Source organism: Pseudomonas sp. G34 (assembly GCF_031119625.1).
In the GTDB taxonomy this organism is placed as follows: domain Bacteria; phylum Pseudomonadota; class Gammaproteobacteria; order Pseudomonadales; family Pseudomonadaceae; genus Aquipseudomonas.
In genome coordinates, this window is the sequence record NZ_JAVHZV010000018.1 from 134,515 (window position 1) to 152,016 (window position 17,502).

14 protein-coding genes and 1 pseudogene are annotated in these 17,502 nt (G+C 61.6%); 9 read left to right on the forward strand and 6 right to left on the reverse strand.

The annotated features are described in order from the left end of the window. The first annotated feature begins 198 nt into the window (after nucleotides 1–198). From QYS36_RS13175 to QYS36_RS13210, 8 genes are all read left to right on the forward strand, one after another. Complete coding sequence (locus QYS36_RS13175) at nucleotides 199–2,082, forward strand: methyl-accepting chemotaxis protein (RefSeq protein WP_308839906.1); 1,884 nt, start codon at nucleotides 199–201, stop codon at nucleotides 2,080–2,082. Nucleotides 2,083–2,233: 151 nt separating this feature from the next. Then, nucleotides 2,234–3,193 (forward strand): MoxR family ATPase, encoded by a 960-nt coding sequence (locus tag QYS36_RS13180; RefSeq protein WP_013790950.1) that lies wholly within the window; start codon nucleotides 2,234–2,236, stop codon nucleotides 3,191–3,193. Beyond that, nucleotides 3,193–4,146 carry a DUF58 domain-containing protein gene (locus QYS36_RS13185; protein WP_308839907.1) on the forward strand — a complete coding sequence of 318 codons (954 nt, stop codon included), beginning with the start codon at nucleotides 3,193–3,195 and terminating at the stop codon, nucleotides 4,144–4,146. Before QYS36_RS13180 ends, QYS36_RS13185 begins: the two co-directional genes overlap by 1 nt. Further along, the gene (locus QYS36_RS13190) at nucleotides 4,143–4,637 is read left to right on the forward strand and encodes a DUF4381 domain-containing protein (protein WP_308839908.1); all 495 of its coding nucleotides are present in this window, start codon (nucleotides 4,143–4,145) and stop codon (nucleotides 4,635–4,637) included. Before QYS36_RS13185 ends, QYS36_RS13190 begins: the two co-directional genes overlap by 4 nt. Then, on the forward strand, nucleotides 4,630–5,661 hold the full coding sequence (locus QYS36_RS13195) for a VWA domain-containing protein (RefSeq protein WP_308839909.1): 1,032 nt from the start codon (nucleotides 4,630–4,632) through the stop codon (nucleotides 5,659–5,661). Before QYS36_RS13190 ends, QYS36_RS13195 begins: the two co-directional genes overlap by 8 nt. Further along, complete coding sequence (locus tag QYS36_RS13200; protein WP_308839910.1) at nucleotides 5,658–7,412, forward strand: VWA domain-containing protein; 1,755 nt, start codon at nucleotides 5,658–5,660, stop codon at nucleotides 7,410–7,412. Before QYS36_RS13195 ends, QYS36_RS13200 begins: the two co-directional genes overlap by 4 nt. After that, a complete protein-coding gene (locus QYS36_RS13205; protein WP_308839911.1) occupies nucleotides 7,409–9,052 on the forward strand; it encodes a BatD family protein in 1,644 nt (547 codons plus the stop codon). Before QYS36_RS13200 ends, QYS36_RS13205 begins: the two co-directional genes overlap by 4 nt. 13 nt (nucleotides 9,053–9,065) lie before the next feature. After that, nucleotides 9,066–9,884, forward strand: coding sequence for an AraC family transcriptional regulator (locus tag QYS36_RS13210; protein ID WP_308839912.1), 819 nt, complete (start codon nucleotides 9,066–9,068; stop codon nucleotides 9,882–9,884). A gap of 478 nt (nucleotides 9,885–10,362) precedes the next feature. On the opposite strand, the gene QYS36_RS13215 is transcribed toward QYS36_RS13210, so the two are convergent. From QYS36_RS13215 to QYS36_RS13225, 3 genes are all read right to left on the reverse strand, one after another. After that, nucleotides 10,363–10,950, reverse strand: a complete 588-nt coding sequence (locus tag QYS36_RS13215; RefSeq protein WP_308839969.1) for a LysE family translocator — start codon at nucleotides 10,948–10,950, stop codon at nucleotides 10,363–10,365. A 286-nt stretch (nucleotides 10,951–11,236) separates the two neighbouring features. Then, the gene (locus tag QYS36_RS13220) at nucleotides 11,237–11,686 is read right to left on the reverse strand and encodes a hypothetical protein (RefSeq protein WP_308839913.1); all 450 of its coding nucleotides are present in this window, start codon (nucleotides 11,684–11,686) and stop codon (nucleotides 11,237–11,239) included. A 137-nt stretch (nucleotides 11,687–11,823) separates the two neighbouring features. Further along, nucleotides 11,824–12,375, reverse strand: coding sequence for a hypothetical protein (locus tag QYS36_RS13225; protein ID WP_308839914.1), 552 nt, complete (start codon nucleotides 12,373–12,375; stop codon nucleotides 11,824–11,826). 146 nt (nucleotides 12,376–12,521) lie between these two features. On the opposite strand from QYS36_RS13225, the pseudogene QYS36_RS13230 reads away from it, so the two are divergent. After that, nucleotides 12,522–13,299: pseudogene (locus tag QYS36_RS13230) on the forward strand (IS110 family transposase). A gap of 285 nt (nucleotides 13,300–13,584) precedes the next feature. Here the strand turns inward: QYS36_RS13230 and QYS36_RS13235 are convergent. From QYS36_RS13235 to QYS36_RS13245, 3 genes are all read right to left on the reverse strand, one after another. Then, the gene (locus QYS36_RS13235) at nucleotides 13,585–13,785 is read right to left on the reverse strand and encodes a KTSC domain-containing protein (RefSeq protein ID WP_308839915.1); all 201 of its coding nucleotides are present in this window, start codon (nucleotides 13,783–13,785) and stop codon (nucleotides 13,585–13,587) included. An 82-nt stretch (nucleotides 13,786–13,867) separates the two neighbouring features. Then, on the reverse strand, nucleotides 13,868–14,824 hold the full coding sequence (locus QYS36_RS13240) for a restriction endonuclease (RefSeq protein ID WP_308839916.1): 957 nt from the start codon (nucleotides 14,822–14,824) through the stop codon (nucleotides 13,868–13,870). Nucleotides 14,825–15,109: 285 nt separating this feature from the next. Further along, nucleotides 15,110–17,488: an RND family transporter gene (locus QYS36_RS13245; RefSeq protein WP_308839917.1), complete on the reverse strand. Its 2,379-nt coding sequence runs from the start codon at nucleotides 17,486–17,488 to the stop codon at nucleotides 15,110–15,112. Between the last annotated feature and the right edge of the window lie 14 nt (nucleotides 17,489–17,502).

The following is a 17,502-nucleotide window of genomic DNA, read 5'->3' on the forward strand; positions in this document are numbered from 1 at the left end:
GCTACCCGATGCGTAAATGACGCGCCGGTCACAGGCGCCCGACGAGCTTAACGAGGCGAGCGCAACGCACGCTTGCGGTGCGGCGACATTTTCGTTCACCGAGCCTGCATCTCAACAGATGTCATACAACTGCTTGCACCGTAGTGGCACAACGCCTAAAGTCTGGCGTCAATAAAAACAATGCCAACGGACTGTCCCATGCGCCTATTGCTCTCCTGGAAGCAGAAGTTTCGTCTGCTGATCCTCGTCACCCTGGCCAGCCTGGCCCTGCTGATGGCCGCCTCGTTCTGGGCCAGCCAGCGGCTCAACGCCTCGCTGCAGGCGCGCGAAGAAGCGGCCGCCTACGTCAACGCCAGCACCACGGTAATGAATCAATGGTGGCGCAGCAGCGCGCTGCGCCAGCAGTTGACGCCGGACAACCAGGCGGCCTTCGCCGCCGGCCTGGACGAGCTGCAGGCGCTGGCCGACAAGCTGCCCGCCCAGGCCCAAGCGCTCGGTGATGCCCATACGCTGGAATACGCCCGGCAGATCCAGGCCGTGCTGCAGCAGGAAGTGGCCCAGCAACGCCAGCTGTTGAGCCTCCATCAGGCCCTCGGCCTGACGCCCTTCGAAGGCCAGCGCAAGACCATGAGCGAAAAGAGCAAGGCACTGGAGGCGATCAGCTTCGACATGATCAAGGCGGCGGTCGGTAGCGCCCTGAGCAGCCAGCGCGATTACCTGGCCAGCGCCGATCCGGTGTTCGCGGCGATGACCCACACGGCAATCAACAAACTGCAGGCGCAGATCGACGACCTGGAATGGGCCGATACCCCGGTCGGCAAGACCGTGCAGGCGTTCAGCCAGGCCTTCACCGACACCCAGAAAACCATCGAGCAGCTCGCCGCGACCAATGCGCAACTGAGCCAGCTCGGCGAAGAATTGCAGGCTCGCGTCACGGCGCAGGCCGATGATCTGCACAACGGCTTGCTGCTGCAGCGCGCCCAGGATGCCACGCAGGCCCGGGTTTCCTCGCTCTGGCTGATGGGGCTGAGCTTCGCTGGCGTTGCCGCCCTGCTCTGCCTGACCCTGCTGCAGGCGTCCGGCACGCTGGTCAGGCGCCTGGAGAATGTCACCCGGCTGCTCAGCCAGGTGGCCTCCGGCGACCTCACCTGCACGCTGCCGGTCGGCACCAACACCCGGGACGAATTCAACCAGCTGGCCAGCGCCGCCAACAGCATGATCCGTGACATCGGGCGCATCGTCGCCCAGGTGGTACAGGCCAACGGCGAGCTCAACCGCCTGCACGCCCACCTGGACGATTCCATGCGCCAGCTTGGCGACAACAGCACCCAGGTGGAAATGCAGACCGAGCAGGCCGCCGCGGCTTCGCAGCAGATCAGCGCCACGCTCAACGACATGGCGCAGCGCACCGCCGACGTCGGCAATGCCACCCACTGCGCCTACGACGCCGCGCGCAACGGCGGCAACGTGATCAGCGCCAGCGCCGCAAGCATGAACCAGCTGGCCCAGTTGATCCAGAATACCCACGCCCAGGTCAGCGCCCTGACCCAGTCCAGCGGCAAGGTCACCAGCATCATTGGCGTGATCAACGGCCTGGCCGATCAGACCAACCTGCTGGCCCTCAACGCCGCCATCGAAGCGGCGCGAGCCGGCGAGGCGGGCCGTGGCTTCTCGGTGGTCGCGGACGAAGTCCGTTCGCTGGCGCAAAAGACCATGGCGGCGACCACCGACATCGCCGCCATCGTCAACGAACTCAGGCAGCAGACCCAACAGATGGACCAGTTGATGACCAGCGGCCTGAGCCTGGCCGAGGCCGGCCAGCGCAGTTCCGGTGAGGTGGCCAGCGCCATCGAGGGCATCACCAGTTCCATGGAGCAGCTCAACGCGCAGATGAGCCAGGTGGTGGTCGCCATCGAGCAGGTTTCCGGCAGCACCGAGGAAATCGCCAGCAAGGTCGAGGACATCAACCTGCATACCGGCCAGACCAAGCAGCTGCGCCTGAGCCTGGACGAACACACCCAGGGCCTGTCCCGCCAGGTCGAGGCGCTCAACCACAGCGCCAACCAGTTCCGCATCGCCTGAGCCGGTGCCAGCCGCGCATCAGGCCGGCGCGGCTGGCAACCCGGTCACAGACCCGAGCAGGCTCGCATGGCTTATCGCCCCTGCCTTCGATTATCATGGGCGGCCCTGACGAGCGGGGTTCGTCGCTCGCGATTCGTATCTGGACAGCCCCATGGAACACAGAGACGCGCTGCTCGCTCTTCGCCACTTTCTCGCCAGCCAGATCCTCGGTCAGGAAAAACTCATCGATCGCCTGCTGATCGCCCTTCTCGCCGACGGCCACATGCTGGTCGAGGGCGCTCCCGGCCTGGCCAAGACCAAGGCGATCAAGGAACTGGCCGAAGGCATCGAGGCCGAGTTCCATCGCATCCAGTTCACCCCCGACCTGCTGCCGGCCGACATCACCGGCACCGAGATCTATCGCCCGGAAACCGGCAGTTTCGTGTTCCAGCAGGGGCCGATCTTCCACAACCTGGTGCTCGCCGACGAGATCAACCGCGCGCCGGCCAAGGTGCAGTCGGCGCTGCTCGAGGCCATGGCCGAGCGCCAGGTGTCGGTGGGCCGCAGCACCTACGACCTGTCGCCGCTGTTCCTGGTCATGGCCACCCAGAACCCGATCGAGCAGGAAGGCACCTACCCGCTGCCCGAAGCGCAGCTCGACCGCTTCCTGATGCACGTGAAGATCGGCTTCCCCGACGCCAGCGTGGAGCGCAAGATCCTCGCCCAGGCCCGCGGCGAAGCACTGCACGGCGAAACCAAGCCGGATCATCGCCTCAGCCAGCAGGCGATCTTCTCGGCGCGCAAGGAAATCCTCGGCCTTTATATGGCCGATGCGGTGGAGGAGTACCTGGTGCAGCTGGTGATGGCCTCGCGCACCCCCGGCAAGTTCGACGCCGAGCTGGCCGAGTGGATCGCCCATGGCTCCAGCCCGCGCGGTTCCATCGCCCTGGACCGCTGCGCACGTGCCCACGCCTGGCTGGCCGGCCGCGATTTCGTCAGCCCCGAAGACATCCAGGCGGTGCTGTTCGACGTGCTGCGCCACCGCATCATCCTGTCGTTCGAGGCCGAGGCGTCGGGCATCGACCAGGACCGTGTGGTGCAGCGCATCCTCGACGTGGTCGCGGTGGCCTGATGCTTGCGCACACGGATAACCCTGAGCTGCAGGCGGGCATCCGTACCGATCTCAAGCAACTGATCGACATGCGCCACCGGGTGCGCGAGGTGCAGCTGTTTTCCACGCCCGGCCGGCGCAGCCCGCTGATCGGCCTGCACCACTCGAAACTGCGCGGGCGCGGGGTCGACTTCGACCAGGTGCGGGTCTACCAGCCCGGCGACGACGTGCGCACCATCGACTGGCGCGTCACCGCACGCACCCAGGAGCCGCACACCAAGCTGTTCCATGAAGAACGCGAACGGCCCATCTACCTGCTGGTGGAGCAGAGCCGCCAGCTGTTCTTCGGCTCGGGCCTGATGTTCAAGTCGGTGCTCGCCGCCCGCGCCGCCGGGCTGATCGGCTGGGCCGCCCTGGGCCACAACGACCGCATCGGCGGCCTGGTATTCGGCGGCCAGGACAACCATGAGATCAAGCCGCGGCGCAGCAAGCAGAGCCTCCTGCAACTGCTCAGCCGGCTGAGCCGCGCCAACCAGGCACTGTCCGCCGATACGCCGCTGCTGCGCGACAGCTTTGGCCAGGCCCTGCGCCGCGCCCGGGAAGTGCTGCGCCCCGGCAGCCTGGTGGTGATCCTCTGCGACGAGCGTACCCTTGGTGATAGCAGCGAGCAGCAACTGATACTGCTGGCCCGGCACACCGACCTGCTCCTGCTGCCGGTCTCCGATCCCCTCGACCATGCCCTGCCCACGTCCGGCCTGTTGCGCTTCGCCGATGGCGATGCCCAGCTCGACGTCGACACCGAGGACGCCGAACTGCAGCGCAGCTACGCCGCCCAGGCCCAGGCGCGTCAGGCACGCTGGCAGCGCCTGGCGAACAAGCTCGGTGTGCCGCTGCTGTCGCTGTCGACCGGGCAGGAGCTGATCGAGCAGTTGCACGAACACCTGGACAACCTGCGCCCGGGTAAATCCCCATGAACCCGCTGGATCAGCTCGAACCGCTGATCGCCCCCGCGGCCATTGGCTGGTGGCCGCCGGCGCCTGGCTGGTGGCTGCTTGCGCTGCTGCTGCCCGTGCTGCTGTGGGCCGCCTGGCGCCTGGCACCGCGGCTGCCCCGGCCACGCCGCAAACAGGCGGTCGAGCAGCCCCTCGATCCGCTGCGCCAGGCAGCCCTGCAGGAGCTGCAGCGTCTCAGCAAACCCTATGACGGCGCCGCCGCCGGCCCCTGGCTGCAACAGCTCAACGGCCTGCTCAAGCGCCTGTGCCGCGAGCGCTACCCGGACAGCCACAGCCACACCCTGAGCAGCCGCGCCTGGCTGGCGTTTCTCGACAACCGCTGCCCGGCCGCCGGGCTGACGCGCTGGATGATCCTCGTCGAAGGCGCCTACAAGCCGCAGTGCACCCTGGATGACAAGGCCATCGAAGGCCTGCATCAGGCGGTCGCCACCTGGATTCGCAAGCATGTTTGAGTTCGCCTGGCCCTGGCTGTTCCTGCTCGCACCGCTGCCCTGGCTGCTGCGCCTGTGGCTGCCGGCCGCCGACAGCGGCGAAGCGGCGCTGCAGGTGAGCTTTCTCGGCGAGCTGGAAAACCTCTCCGGGCGCCGGGCGCGCCTGCAGCTGCCGCCCTGGAAGCAGCAGGTGCATTTCGCCCTGCTCTGGTTGCTGCTGCTGGTCGCCGCCGCGCGCCCCGAATGGGTCGGCGAGCCTTTGCCGCTGCCGGCCAGCGGGCGCGACCTGCTGATCGCCGTGGATGTGTCGGGCTCGATGGATTACGCCGACATGCGCCTGGACGACGAGGACGTCAGCCGCCTGACCCTGGTCAAGCAACTGATCGGCGAGTTCATCGACGGCCGCACGGGTGACCGGGTCGGGCTGATCCTGTTCGGCAGCCAGGCCTACCTGCAGGCGCCACTGACCTTCGACCGGCAGACGGTGCGCACCTGGCTCGACGAGGCGGTGATCGGCATCGCCGGGCAGAACACCGCCATCGGCGACGCCATCGGCCTGGCGGTCAAGCGCCTGCGCCAGCGCCCGGCCGACAGCCGCGTGCTGGTGCTGATCACCGATGGGGCCAACAATGGTGGGCAGATCGAGCCGATGACCGCCGCTCGCCTGGCCGCCGAAGAAGGCGTGACCATCTACCCCATCGGCATTGGTGCCGACCCGCAGCAGGCCGGCAATTTCGCCGCCTTCGGCCTCAACCCGAGCCTGGATTTGGATGAGCCGAGCCTGCGCGCCATCGCCGAGCTCACCGGCGGCGAATACTTCCGCGCCCGCGACCAGGGTGAGCTGCAGAGCATCGAAGCGACCCTCGACCGCCTGGAGCCGGTGGCCCAGCAACCGACCCTGGCACGCCCGGCCCAGGCGCTGTATGCCTGGCCGCTGGCCGCCGCCCTGCTGCTGAGCCTGGCGCTGGTGATCCGCAACCTGTGGCCACAATTGCGCCATCAGCTGCTGAGCGTCAGCCAACGTCGGGGGCGCCGCAGGCCATGAGCGAATTCCTGCCCCACCTGCTGCGCCCCTGGTGGCTGCTGGCATTGCCGGTGCTGGCCTGGCTGCTGTGGTTGCTGGCACACCGGGAAACCCGCAGCGGCCGCTGGCAGACCTTGCTGCCGCCGGCCTTTCACGCCGTGCTGCTGCGTGGTGGGGGCGGCCGCCGCAGCCGCCTGCCGCTGGTCATCCTCGCGCTGGCCTGGCTGCTGGCCAGCCTGGCGTTGCTCGGCCCCAGCTGGCAGCGCATCGAGCAGAACGACGTCAAGCCCGCAGACCCGCTGGTGGTGATGCTCGAACTGACCCCGCAGATGCTGGCCAGCGACGCCTCGCCGAACCGCCTGGCCCAGGCCCGACGCAAGCTGCTCGACCTGCTGCAGGCCCGGGGCGATGCGCAGACCGCCATCGTGGTGTACGCCGGCAGCGCCCACACCCTGGTGCCGCTGTCCGATGATTTGGGCACCAGCCGCAACCTGCTCGAAGCGCTCAAGCCGTCGATCATGCCCGAGCCCGGCAAGCGCGCCGACCTGGCGGTGGCCAAGGCCCTCGAGCTGCTCAAGGGCGGTGCCCAGGGCCAGGGCCGCCTGCTGCTGATCACCAGCAGCCTGGACGACGACGAACGCAGCGCCATCGCCAGGCTGCTCGGCAGCCGCGGCGAGCGCCTGCGCATCCTCGGCGTGGGCAGCAGCGAAGGTGCGCCGATCGTGCAGGAAGACGGCACTCTCATGAAGGACGAGCAAGGCGCCATCCTCATGCCGCGCCTGGATGTCAGCGGCTTGCGGCAGTTCGCGGCGAGCATCAAGGGCCAGTACCGCAACATCAGCCTCGATGAGCGCGACCTGCGCAGCCTTGGCCTGCTCGACGGCCCGTCGCAGCTACGCGACAGCGGCCACAAGACACAACTGCGCAGTTGGGCCGACCAGGGCTACTGGCTGCTGCTGCCGCTGTTGCTGCTGGCCGCCTGCGCCGGGCGCCGCGGCTGGCTGCTGTGCCTGCCGCTGCTGTTGCTCGGTACCCCGCAAACCAGCATGGCCATGAGCTTCGACGACCTCTGGCTGCGCGCCGACCAGCAGGGCCAACGCCTGCTCGACGCCGGGCGCCCCAAGGAGGCCGCCGAGCGCTTCGAGAATCCCCACTGGCGCGGCCTGGCGCTCTATGAAGCTGGCGACTACGCGGCGGCGGCCGAGCAGTTCGCCAAGGATGACAGCGCCCCTTCGCTGTACAACCGTGGCAACGCCCTGGCCCGCAGCAACGAACTGGAAGCCGCCATAGACGCCTACGAACGAGCCCTGGAAATCGACCCGCAGTTGCAACAGGCAGCGAAGAACAAGGCACTGGTCGAGGAACTGCTGCGCCAGCGCCAACAGCAGGCCGAACAGCCGGATGCCGACCAAGATCAGCAGCCCGAAGACAAGCCTGATGGGCAGCAGCCACCCGGCCAATCCTCGGCCCCCAGCGAAGACCAGCAGAGCGGCCAGGGCCAGCCGTCAACTGCCCAGGAGCAGCAGCCTCCTGAGCAGGATCAACCGCAACCGAACCCGGCCGGCGAGGGCGACGGTGAGCCCGCCGACAAGGGCGAAGCGGCGCAAACAGTCCCGAATGACAACGAGGCGCAGGAAGCCGACACGCCCCTCGATGGCGAGCGGCGCCAGGCTCTGGAACAATGGCTGCGGCAGATTCCCGATGACCCGGGCGAATTGCTGCGCCGCAAATTCTGGTATGAACAGCAACAGCGTCAGGAACAACCCCGATGACCCGCCTGCTCTGCACCCTGCTTTTCTGCCTGCTGGCATTGCCGGCCAGTGCGCAGGACTTCACCGCCAGCGTCGACCGCAGCCGGCTGACCCTGGGCGAAAGCCTCGACCTGATCCTCGAATCGACGGATGCCACCGAGTTCGGCAAACCCGACCTGACACCGCTCGACGAACTGTTCGACGTACTGGGCACGCGCCAGGTCAACCGCCTGACCACCCTGGATGGCCAGGCGCGCGCCAGCACCCGCTGGATCGTCACCATCAAGCCGCGCCATAGCGGCTTCGTGGTCGTGCCACCGCTACGCCTGGGCGACTCGCAAAGCCAGCCGGTCAGCCTGCACGTGACGGAGTCCACCGGCCAGAACGCCGACGAACAGATGGCCCCGGTGTTCATCGACGCCAGCCTGGATCATGAAAGCGTCTACGTGCAGGCGCAGAGCGTGCTGACCCTGCGTATCTACCATTCGGTTTCGCTGTACGACGACAGCAGCCTCACACCGCTGGACATCCCCGACGCGCGGGTCGAGTCCCTGGGCGAGCCGCGCACCTACGAGCAGGACATCGGCGGCGTGCGCCACGGTGTGATCGAGCTGCGCTACGCCATTTTTCCGCAGAAGAGTGGCCAGCTGACCATTCCCAGCCAGGTGTTCAGCGCAACCCTGGCCGAGCGCCCCAACCGCAATGAATACATGCCGTTCGGGCCGCGCCCGGGCAAGGTCACCCGGGTGCGCTCGCCGCAAATCCCCCTGACGGTCAAGGCCAAGCCAGCCGACTACCCGGCCGACGCGCCCTGGCTGCCAGCCCGTGCCCTGAGCCTCGCTGAAGCCTGGAGCCCGGAGCCGGGCCAGGTGAAGGTCGGCGATTCGCTGACCCGCAGCCTGATGGTCAAGGCCGACGGCCTGTCCAGCGCCCAGCTGCCGCCGCTACCGGCCACCCAGGTGGAAGGCCTGCGCCGCTACCCGGATCAACCGCAACTGAACAACGAAAACAGCGAGCGCGGGGTGATCGGCAGCCGCGAAGAACGTGAGGCGCTGGTGGCTGGCAAGGCCGGCACCCTGGAATTGCCCGCCGTGGATGTGGTGTGGTGGAACACCCATGAGGATCGCCTGGAGCACACCAGCCTGCCGGCGCGCACCCTGAATGTGGCCGCTGACCCTGCACTGAGCGTCGATCAGCCGGTGGAAACCCGCCCGCGCGACAGCGCCGCCGCCGACGACGTGCTGTTGTGGCCCTGGCAGCTGAGCAGCGTGCTGTTGGCAGTGACCACCCTGCTCGGCTTCGGCCTCTGGTGGCACGCGCGCAGCCAGCCGGCCGTGCAGCGCAGCGCCCAGGTCGGCCCCAGCCCGCGCACCCTGCTCGACGACCTCAAGCGCGCCTGCCTGGCCAACGACAGCCAGGCCACCCGCCAGGCCCTCGACGCCTGGGCACGTCAGCAGCCGGAAACCCTGGCCGATATGGCTGCCCGTTTTGCGCCATTGTCCGAGGCTTTGGACGGGCTCAATGGCGCGCTGTACAGCGAAGCCGGCCAACACTGGCAAGGCAAGCAGTTGTGGCAGGCCATCGGCGAACTGCCACCGGCCGAGAAAACCCAGGAAAATAGCGGGGAAGCCAGCCAGCTACCACCGCTGTATCCGCGCTAAAACAGGAGCAACCATGGACGCTCGTCCCGCCTCCCCCAGCTTCTGGCGTGACCCCGCCCTGCCCTTTATCGAGCTGCGCTCCATCGAGGATGGTCGCCAGGTCTGCTACGGGCGCCACAGCCACGCATTCTTTTCCATCGGCGCGATCACCGCAGGGCAAAGCACCTACAGCAACCGTGATGTGGACTGCCAGGTGAGCCAGGGCACCGTGGTGCTGATGAACCCCGGCGACGTACACGCCTGCAACCCCATCGACGGGCAGCCCTGGTCGTATCTCATGTGCTATGTGGACCCGCAGTGGCTGGGCGAGCTGCAGCACGCCCAAGGCTTCACCGACGCGCCCGCGTTCCAGCGCTTCGCCGATATCGCCAGTGACGATGCCGAGCTGTATCAGGGCCTGCTGGCATTGCGGCGCAGCCTGCTCGATCCCTTGGTAAGCACCGCCGACAAGCGTGCCCAAGCCGAGGCATTCTTCGGCCTGGCGCTGCAGCGGCTGGTGCTCGAAGGCGAGCGTGACGACAGCCTGAATCCGCGCCTGGAACTGGCCGCCGAGCTGATCCAGCAGCACTGCGGCGAGCCGCTGCGCCTCGACACCCTGTGCGCGGCCGCGCAGCTGTCGCCCTCCCAACTGATTCGCGGCTTCAAGCAACGCTACGGCATGACGCCCCACGCCTACCTGCTCAACCGCCGCATCCAGTTCGCCCACGCCCGCCTGAAAAGCGGCGCGGCCCTGGCCGAAGTCGCCCAGGAAGCCGGCTTCGCCGACCAGGCGCACTTCCAACGCACCTTCAAGCAATTGCTCGCCGCCACGCCAGGCCAATACCGCGGCTAGCGACAACCAGCCCGCAGCCTGACCCAAGCCGGTAGCCTGGCGTTGAGCGTAGCGATACCCGGGAATCACTCGCGCGAATGTGCCCCGGGTATCGCTACGCTCAACCACGGGCTACGGTTCTGTGGCGCTCCAAAAACCGGCTAATAATCTTTCAGTCCAGGTTCGTCGATTTTGGCAGCCAAGTGGCGTAAGCGGCCGCGCGCTCTCAAACTGTGGGAGCGGGGCATGCCCGCGAAAAATCACGGGCATGAACTGGGCGTCCTCGCCCGCTCCCATAATGAGTCCGCCAGCATTACCGTGTTGTTTACACACTCAGAGATGTAGGGTGGACAACGCTCTTTTTGTCCACCATTGCGAGTACAAAACGTTGAATGGATCGGGCCGCGTAGGTGAAGCACCATCCACCCTACGAATGGCTTCTCCTGCCTTGTAGTCGCCGCTTCATGCGCATAAAGATCCTGAACAGGCTCCAACGGGCTTATACCAACACCAGATACCCCGCACTGGCCACCAGCAATCCCGCCAACACCCGATTGAACACCCGCACCCGCTGCGGCGCCTGCAAGTAAGGCTGCAAGCAAGTACCGGCATAGGCCCAGCAGGCCAGCGACAAATAACAGACCACACAATAGATCGCCGCGAACAGCCACACCCGCCCCGCATCGCCATCGGCCGCAAAGGCACCCGTACCGGCAATCGCCGCCAACCACGCCTTGGGATTGAGCCATTGCATCAGCGCCCCGCCAGCAAAGGACGCCACCGCCCCACCTTCAGCGCTGTGCAACACGCCGTTATCGACCGCCAAGCGCCAGGCCAGATACAGCAGAAAGGCCACACCAGCCCACTGAATCGCCGCCGTCAGCCAGGGCAGCAGCACCAGCAACTGATGCAGCCCCAAGCCGATCAACACCAACAGCAGCGTGAAGCCCAACGTAGCCCCGGCGACATGCCCCATGGCCACTCGCAGGCCATGCCGGGCTCCAGCGCTCAGCGACACCAGATTGACCGGCCCGGGCGAAATGGAAGCAGCCAGCGCGAACGCCGCCATGGACAGATACAAACTCATCATCACGCCTACCTCACTACTGATCGAGTGAGGCACGTTACGCAGTGACCAAATGGGCGTATTGAAGAAAATTCGCATGCTCTGATACGGAAAAATCGCGGACAGGCCGCGGTTTTTCATTTGCTGGTCATCTTAATAGGCGGGCGTGGAGCCGCTCTTCTTGCCTGCCTGCTCTCGGGCTGATCATGTAATTGAATGGGAATAAGAGGCGGATTTATTTTTATACCAGTGGCGATGCACCATAAATAAACCTGCACCCTTCCACCCTAAAAAGTTAATTAAATTGTTAGGCATCTTCAACCTTGACCGCATTTATAAACTCTCTTATAGGCAAGTTATCTAGAAAGAGCTTTTCGAATGCGCTATTAAGTTCTCGAATCCATATTTCACTATCCTTAGCTATCAAGAATTTCTGAGCCTTTTCTGTTAATGGATCTTTTTGGTAGTGGAACGTCGCATTCCGAAATAACCGGAGGAAATCGACGTACTCTTCATTGCCTAATAGTTCGTCTACCGCTTCATTCGAGCACTTCAGCTCTTTATAGCCTTCAACTACGACGTAAATTAATGAATACCACACTGACATTCTGTGGAGAGTTGACGCCATGCTTCCAATCTCTTTAATCCACTTTTCAGCATCAAAATTATCGATATTGGGAAGCTCTGCAGACACAAACTGCTTCACTGCATCTGCCGTGCACCAATGTTTATGTAGAGCAACTAGCTGTGGACTCATGATTAGTCTCTTACGTTCTGCACAGCGGCGCGAGATACGAGCGTGCCGTAGGTGCAATATTCTGCAACTTGCTAAATGAATTTATGCATTTATACATTTATGCATTTATGCATTTATACATTTATGCATTTATGCATTTATGCACCCATCCTGATGCCGACCCCGATAAAAGAAAACATAACCGCCGAGCTGCAAACGGATACAAGCAAGTATTGCCACCAAGAATGATTGAAGTACTGAATAATACGAACAAGCGATAAAACAGCTATAGCAATAGCAATAACGTACAGGACATATATGTATAGAGCGAGTACGTCTCCACCAACTGCTGAGAATGCCTCTTTACCGGTAAATATCAAGACAGTAGCCAAAAACGAAGCAAGTGCTTGATTCCCCAAAAACTCGGTTAAGACAGGAAATGTAAAGCGCTCACCTTCCTTAGGAAAAGCAAGAAATTTTTCAATAGACTCATTGGATATATTTGAAGCAAGCTTACCTAGCGCAGGCAAACTAATAACCGTGATGAGAATCAGATTTACAAAAACAACCAAAAATAATGTCTTTCTATCCGGGGTTGGCCCAGAAAAAAATTCGACAAAATAGAGAGAGTTGAATTTTAAAAATACCCCGAACATCAACAGCGATATTATCAATTCAAAAATACTATATGATCCTATCAATTTTCTCATGGCTTCCTCATTGCATGTAGCGCGAAATTAAGGGGCTGACGGCACGTCAGTCCCAGTGAGCAAAACAAACGTTCTTGAATGCTGTAATGGACTCTCCACACACCACAGTTCTATACCAAGGTATCGAGGATTTTTGAGCGGGAGTTATGAAGCGCATCGCTGTTGATCTGGCCAAGTCCATTTACCAAGTTGCCGAGAGTGTCCGTTTCGGCCAGGTGGTCCAGCGCAAGCGGCTGAACCGAGAGGCGTTCCGGCGATATATACAGGAGCAGGTCGAACAGGTCGAGTGGGTGATGGAAGCCTGTGGCACTGCGCATTACTGGGGACGATTGGCGCAATCGCTGGGGCATCGGGATGCTGATTCATCCGCGCTACGTGCGACCCTATCGACGGCGTAACAAAACCGACCGCAACGACTGCGATGCCATGCTGGAAGCCGCACGCTGCGCCGACATTCACCCCGTGCCGGTAAAGAGCCACGATCAGCAACAGCTTCAGCAATTGCACGGGCTACGTGAAACTTGGAAGAAGAGCCGCACCCAGCGAATCAACCTGCTGCGCGGCATACTGCGTGAGGCGGGTATCGAAGCGCCGGCCTCGACCGCTGCCTTTATCCGAACGGCCAATGAATCGGTTGACCAGCCTGAACTTGCTCCCTTGAGCCGTCTGCTGCATATCGTGCTGGCCGAGATCAACTTGTACGAGCAGTGCATGGGCGAATGCGAACAACAACTCAAGCGCTGCCAAGCCCGCACACCGGAAAAGCTGACCCAACTACAGCGCTGGGCCGTGCAGACAGCAGAGCGGATCGGTCACAACAAGGCGGCGGTGGCCCTGGCCAAAAAACTGGTGCGGATCTGCTGGGCGGTGTGGTGCCACGAGCGGCGTATCAATGGCAATTGGCAGAGCGTAAAGCCCGCCTGACGGCGGGAGTAATCAATAAAGGTGTGATGATTTTCTTGTGGTTGTGGTGAGTAGCAGCACTGTCGAAACAGGCGAGTCCTGCAGCGGAACAAGGCCGATAACAATGATGATCCCCGTGATCGATTGAACGCTTGGTCCCCGCTGCGCGAACTACAGAATGGCCAGGGCGTAAGCGCTCAAAAAAGGCCGGATATACGAATGCAACCGTGCTGACGACAGGTGCAAAAGCAAAGCTTTGCTCACTACTTGTGGGGAGAGTCCATATACGTATTGTTAGGTATTTGCTTAGCACTGATAGCGGTCTTTTATGTGAGCGTTGTAATAGCTGCCTTTTGATGCTGACCGCATGAAGCCTTCGTATATATGTGCTGGAACGCGGCAGAAGTCGTACGTGTGGCCCTGCTGAAATGTGATTTTCATTCTTCGGCTTGCAGGGTCGTAGCCAATTGCAGTGATGGCTGTTGAGCGTACACGTGTCATTTCCATGGCATTCACCTAACGCCAGCCGTAACCGGCGCATTTGTAGTTAGCGCAGCGAACGAAAAATGCGTCCGAGTTGACGGCCTTGTTAGCCTTCATAGCCTAAACCTCCCATATACGATGGAATCATACCTAGGGATTTGACTCTTTTTACTTCTTTGCTTGTGAGATGACGACACACGTATGGGAACACCTGAAGAAGAAACTCTTTTAGACTTTCAAATGCTTCATCGGAATAGACCACGCCTGAGCGTTGTTCATTCATGATGCTCATAACCCATTTAATGAAGATTGTGGGCATCATTACATCAGAGATATCTTCCCAGCCATCTATTAAATTAACATTTCGCTTCCTGATGTATGCGGATAATGCCGAGTCGCAATGCCCCCTACATGTCCAGAAAATGTGATCGAAATGCTCTTTCTCATTTTCGTAGTCAGTTCTTCTAGACCAAAGCGTGATTACACCATTGTCTTCTTGATCGAAAAGCTCCTTTTCACAGACTTTGCATTTTAAGCTCGGTTTTTCTACAAATATTTTTGCTGGCTGAGGGTTTTCCGTTTTCCATTCTGAGAGTGATACAGGAAAATACCTTTCGGCAATTTCAAGACCCTTGGCAGAGTGGAGTAATTGGCCTTCAATTTTTTCGCGATCAAAGACTTGATACTCGATCTTCCCCTTCATGCCCTCAAGATTTGTCGATAATCCTGTGCTCGCAAGGGTTGAGTAGAAGCCGATAAAACCTTGGCAATCATTAGCCTCTACTCTATCCCTAATATTGGCATCATCAGTTGGTGAAACAGAATTACCACTAAACGCTTTATGTTTACAGCTTACAAGCCATCTGATAATGGTTTCGCCACCAACACCAGTACGCTTTTCTTCAACGATTAGATCAACCCCACCGTCAGCACCTCTGTCTGGATCGGTGATGATTTTGTAGCCCATGAATGAGAGAAAGTCGCGTGCAAACAGTTCGAATGTGTCCTGCATTCCGCTGGCTTTGTGCGCTTCTCGTATCTCTTTAAAATCCAATACTGCCAATTCAGTTCTCCGTTCACTTTTGAGGCTAACAGTGAATAGACAGAATTCTGCGTTAACGCAATAAAAGCGTTATGTATAATTGCGCCCTACCCGTATTCGCAAAAATCAAAATCCATATCAATCAGTAGTTTACCGAATTAAAGCGCGGCACCACTTGCATTCGCCTGAATTCCGCTTTTTCACGTCCAGCACTTCCCTATAAAAACCAGCCCGATCTTGCGATAGCAAAACGACCTCTACAGCATGCAAATACCGAGAGGTCGCGCCTTTTACAGAACCAGCCGTTCAATGCGCCAGCAGCGACCCACCCTTCTTGCCCGCCAGCTTCTCCGGCTTGATCAGGAAGTGCGCCAGGGCCGGCAGCAGCCACAGGGCGCCGAACATGTTGACGATAAACATGAAGGTCAGCATCAGGCCCATGTCGGCCTGGAACTTGATCGCCGAGAACATCCAGGTCGCCACGCCGATGGCCAGGCACAGGCCGGTGAACAGCACCGCCTTACCGGTGGAGCGCAGGGTCTGGTAGTAGGCCTCCTGCAATGGCAGGCCGGCGCGCAGGAAGGTTTCCAGGCGGCTGTAGATATAGATGCCGTAGTCCACACCGATGCCCACGCCCAGGGCGATCACCGGCAGGGTCGCGACCTTCACGCCGATGCCCAGGAAGGCCATCAGGGCGTTGCCGAGGATCGAGGTGAGGATCAGCGGCAGCACGATACACACGGTGGCGGCGAAGGAGCGGAAGGTGATCAGGCACATGATGCCGACGCACAGGTACACCAGCACCAGAATCAGCAACTCGGAGGTGCTGATCACTTCGTTGGTTGCCGCCTCGATACCGGCGTTACCGGCGGCCAGCAGGAACTCCACGTTGTCGGACTCGTGCTCGGCGACGAAGCCCTCGACCGCCGCCACCGCACGCTTGAGCGTCTCGGCCTTGTGGTCTTCGAGGAACACCAGCACCGGCGCCACCGAGCAGTCGGCGTTGTACAGGCCGTCCGCGCGGGCGATGGAGTTGTTGAGCACGTCGGGGTTGCGCGACAGGGTTTCCCATTTCAGGTTGCCCTCGTTCATGCCCTTGATCACCTGGCGCGACACGCTGACCATGGAGATCGCCGACTGCACGCCGGGCGTGTTGTCCATGGTCCACATCAGCTCGTCCATGGCGGCCATGGCCTCGTAGGTCGAGCAGCCTTCGGGCGCGGTCTTGACCATGACCACCAGCACGTCGGAGCTGGTCGAGTAGTTGCGGATCACGAAGTCGTTATCCAGGTTGTAGCGCGAGTCCGGGCGCAGCTCCGGCGCGCCCTGGTCGAGGTCGCCGACCTGCAGATACTGGTACTGGTACCAGAACCCGCCCACGGCAGCGACCAGTGCCAGGCTCACGGAGATCGGCGCTACCTTGGCACTGGCGAAGTTGGACAGCCGCCGCCAGAACGGGTGTTCGCTGACCGCATCGCGCTTGCTGCGCTCCACGGCCTTCTTGCTGATACCGATGTAGGAAATCGCCACCGGCAGCAGGATCAGGTTGGTGAACACGATCACTGCCACACCGATCGAGGCGCCGATGGCCAGCTCGCGGATCACCCCGATATCGATCAGCAGCAGGGTGATGAAGCCCACGGCATCGGCGAGGATGGCGATCATCCCCGGCAGGAACAGCTGGCGGAAGGTCAGCCGCGCAGCCATCAGTGGCGTGTCCGCCGCGCTGGATTGCAGGGCGATGCCGTTGATCTTCTGCACGCCGTGGGAAATGCCGATGGCGAAGATCAAAAACGGCACCAGCATCGAATAGGGGTCGATGCCGAAGCCCACCGTGTGCATCAGGCCCAACTGCCACCCCACCGCCACCAATGTGGTGATCACCACGGCGATGGTGCTGCGGATGCACCAGGTGAACCAGTACAGCAGCACGAAGGTGATCAGCAGGGCGACGCCAAAGAACAGCGCGACCATCATCAGGCCATCGATCAGGTCACCGACCTTCTTGGCGAAACCGATGATATGGATCTGCACGTCCGGGTTCTGCGCCTGGTACTTGCTGCGGATCTTTTCTTCGAGCTGGTGGGAGAACTGCTGGTAATCGAGCTTGATCAGGCGGCCCTGGTCTTCAGGGTCCGGGTAGGACTCGAGCAGCGGCACGTCGATGATGCTGGACTTGAAGTTGTTGGCCACCAGGCGGCCGATCTGCCCGGACTTGAGCACGTTGCCGCGCAGCTCTTCGAGGCTTTGCGCGCTGCCGTCGTAGGTCTGCGGAATCACCTCGCCTCCGGCGAAGCCTTCCTCGGTCACTTCGGTCCAGCGCACGCTGGGGCTCCACAGCGACTTCAGGCCGGAGCGGTCGACGCCCGGGATGTAGAACACCTCGTCGTGGATCTGCCGCAGGGTTTCCATGTACGACTGGCTGAAGATATCGCCGTCCTTGGCCTCCACGGCAATCCGCACGGTATTGCCGAGGTTCGCCAGGTCGTTGCGGTGCTCCATCATGTTCTGGATGAACGGATGACTGAGCGGAATCATCTTCTCGAAGCTGGTCGACGGGCGCACCTGGGTGGCCTGGTAGAACAGGAAGACACTGACCAGCAGGCAGATCAGGATCACTGCGGGTCGGTTGTTGAAGATCAGGCGCTCCAGCAGGCTGGCCTTGTCTTGATCAAGGTTACTCATCGAACACTACCCCA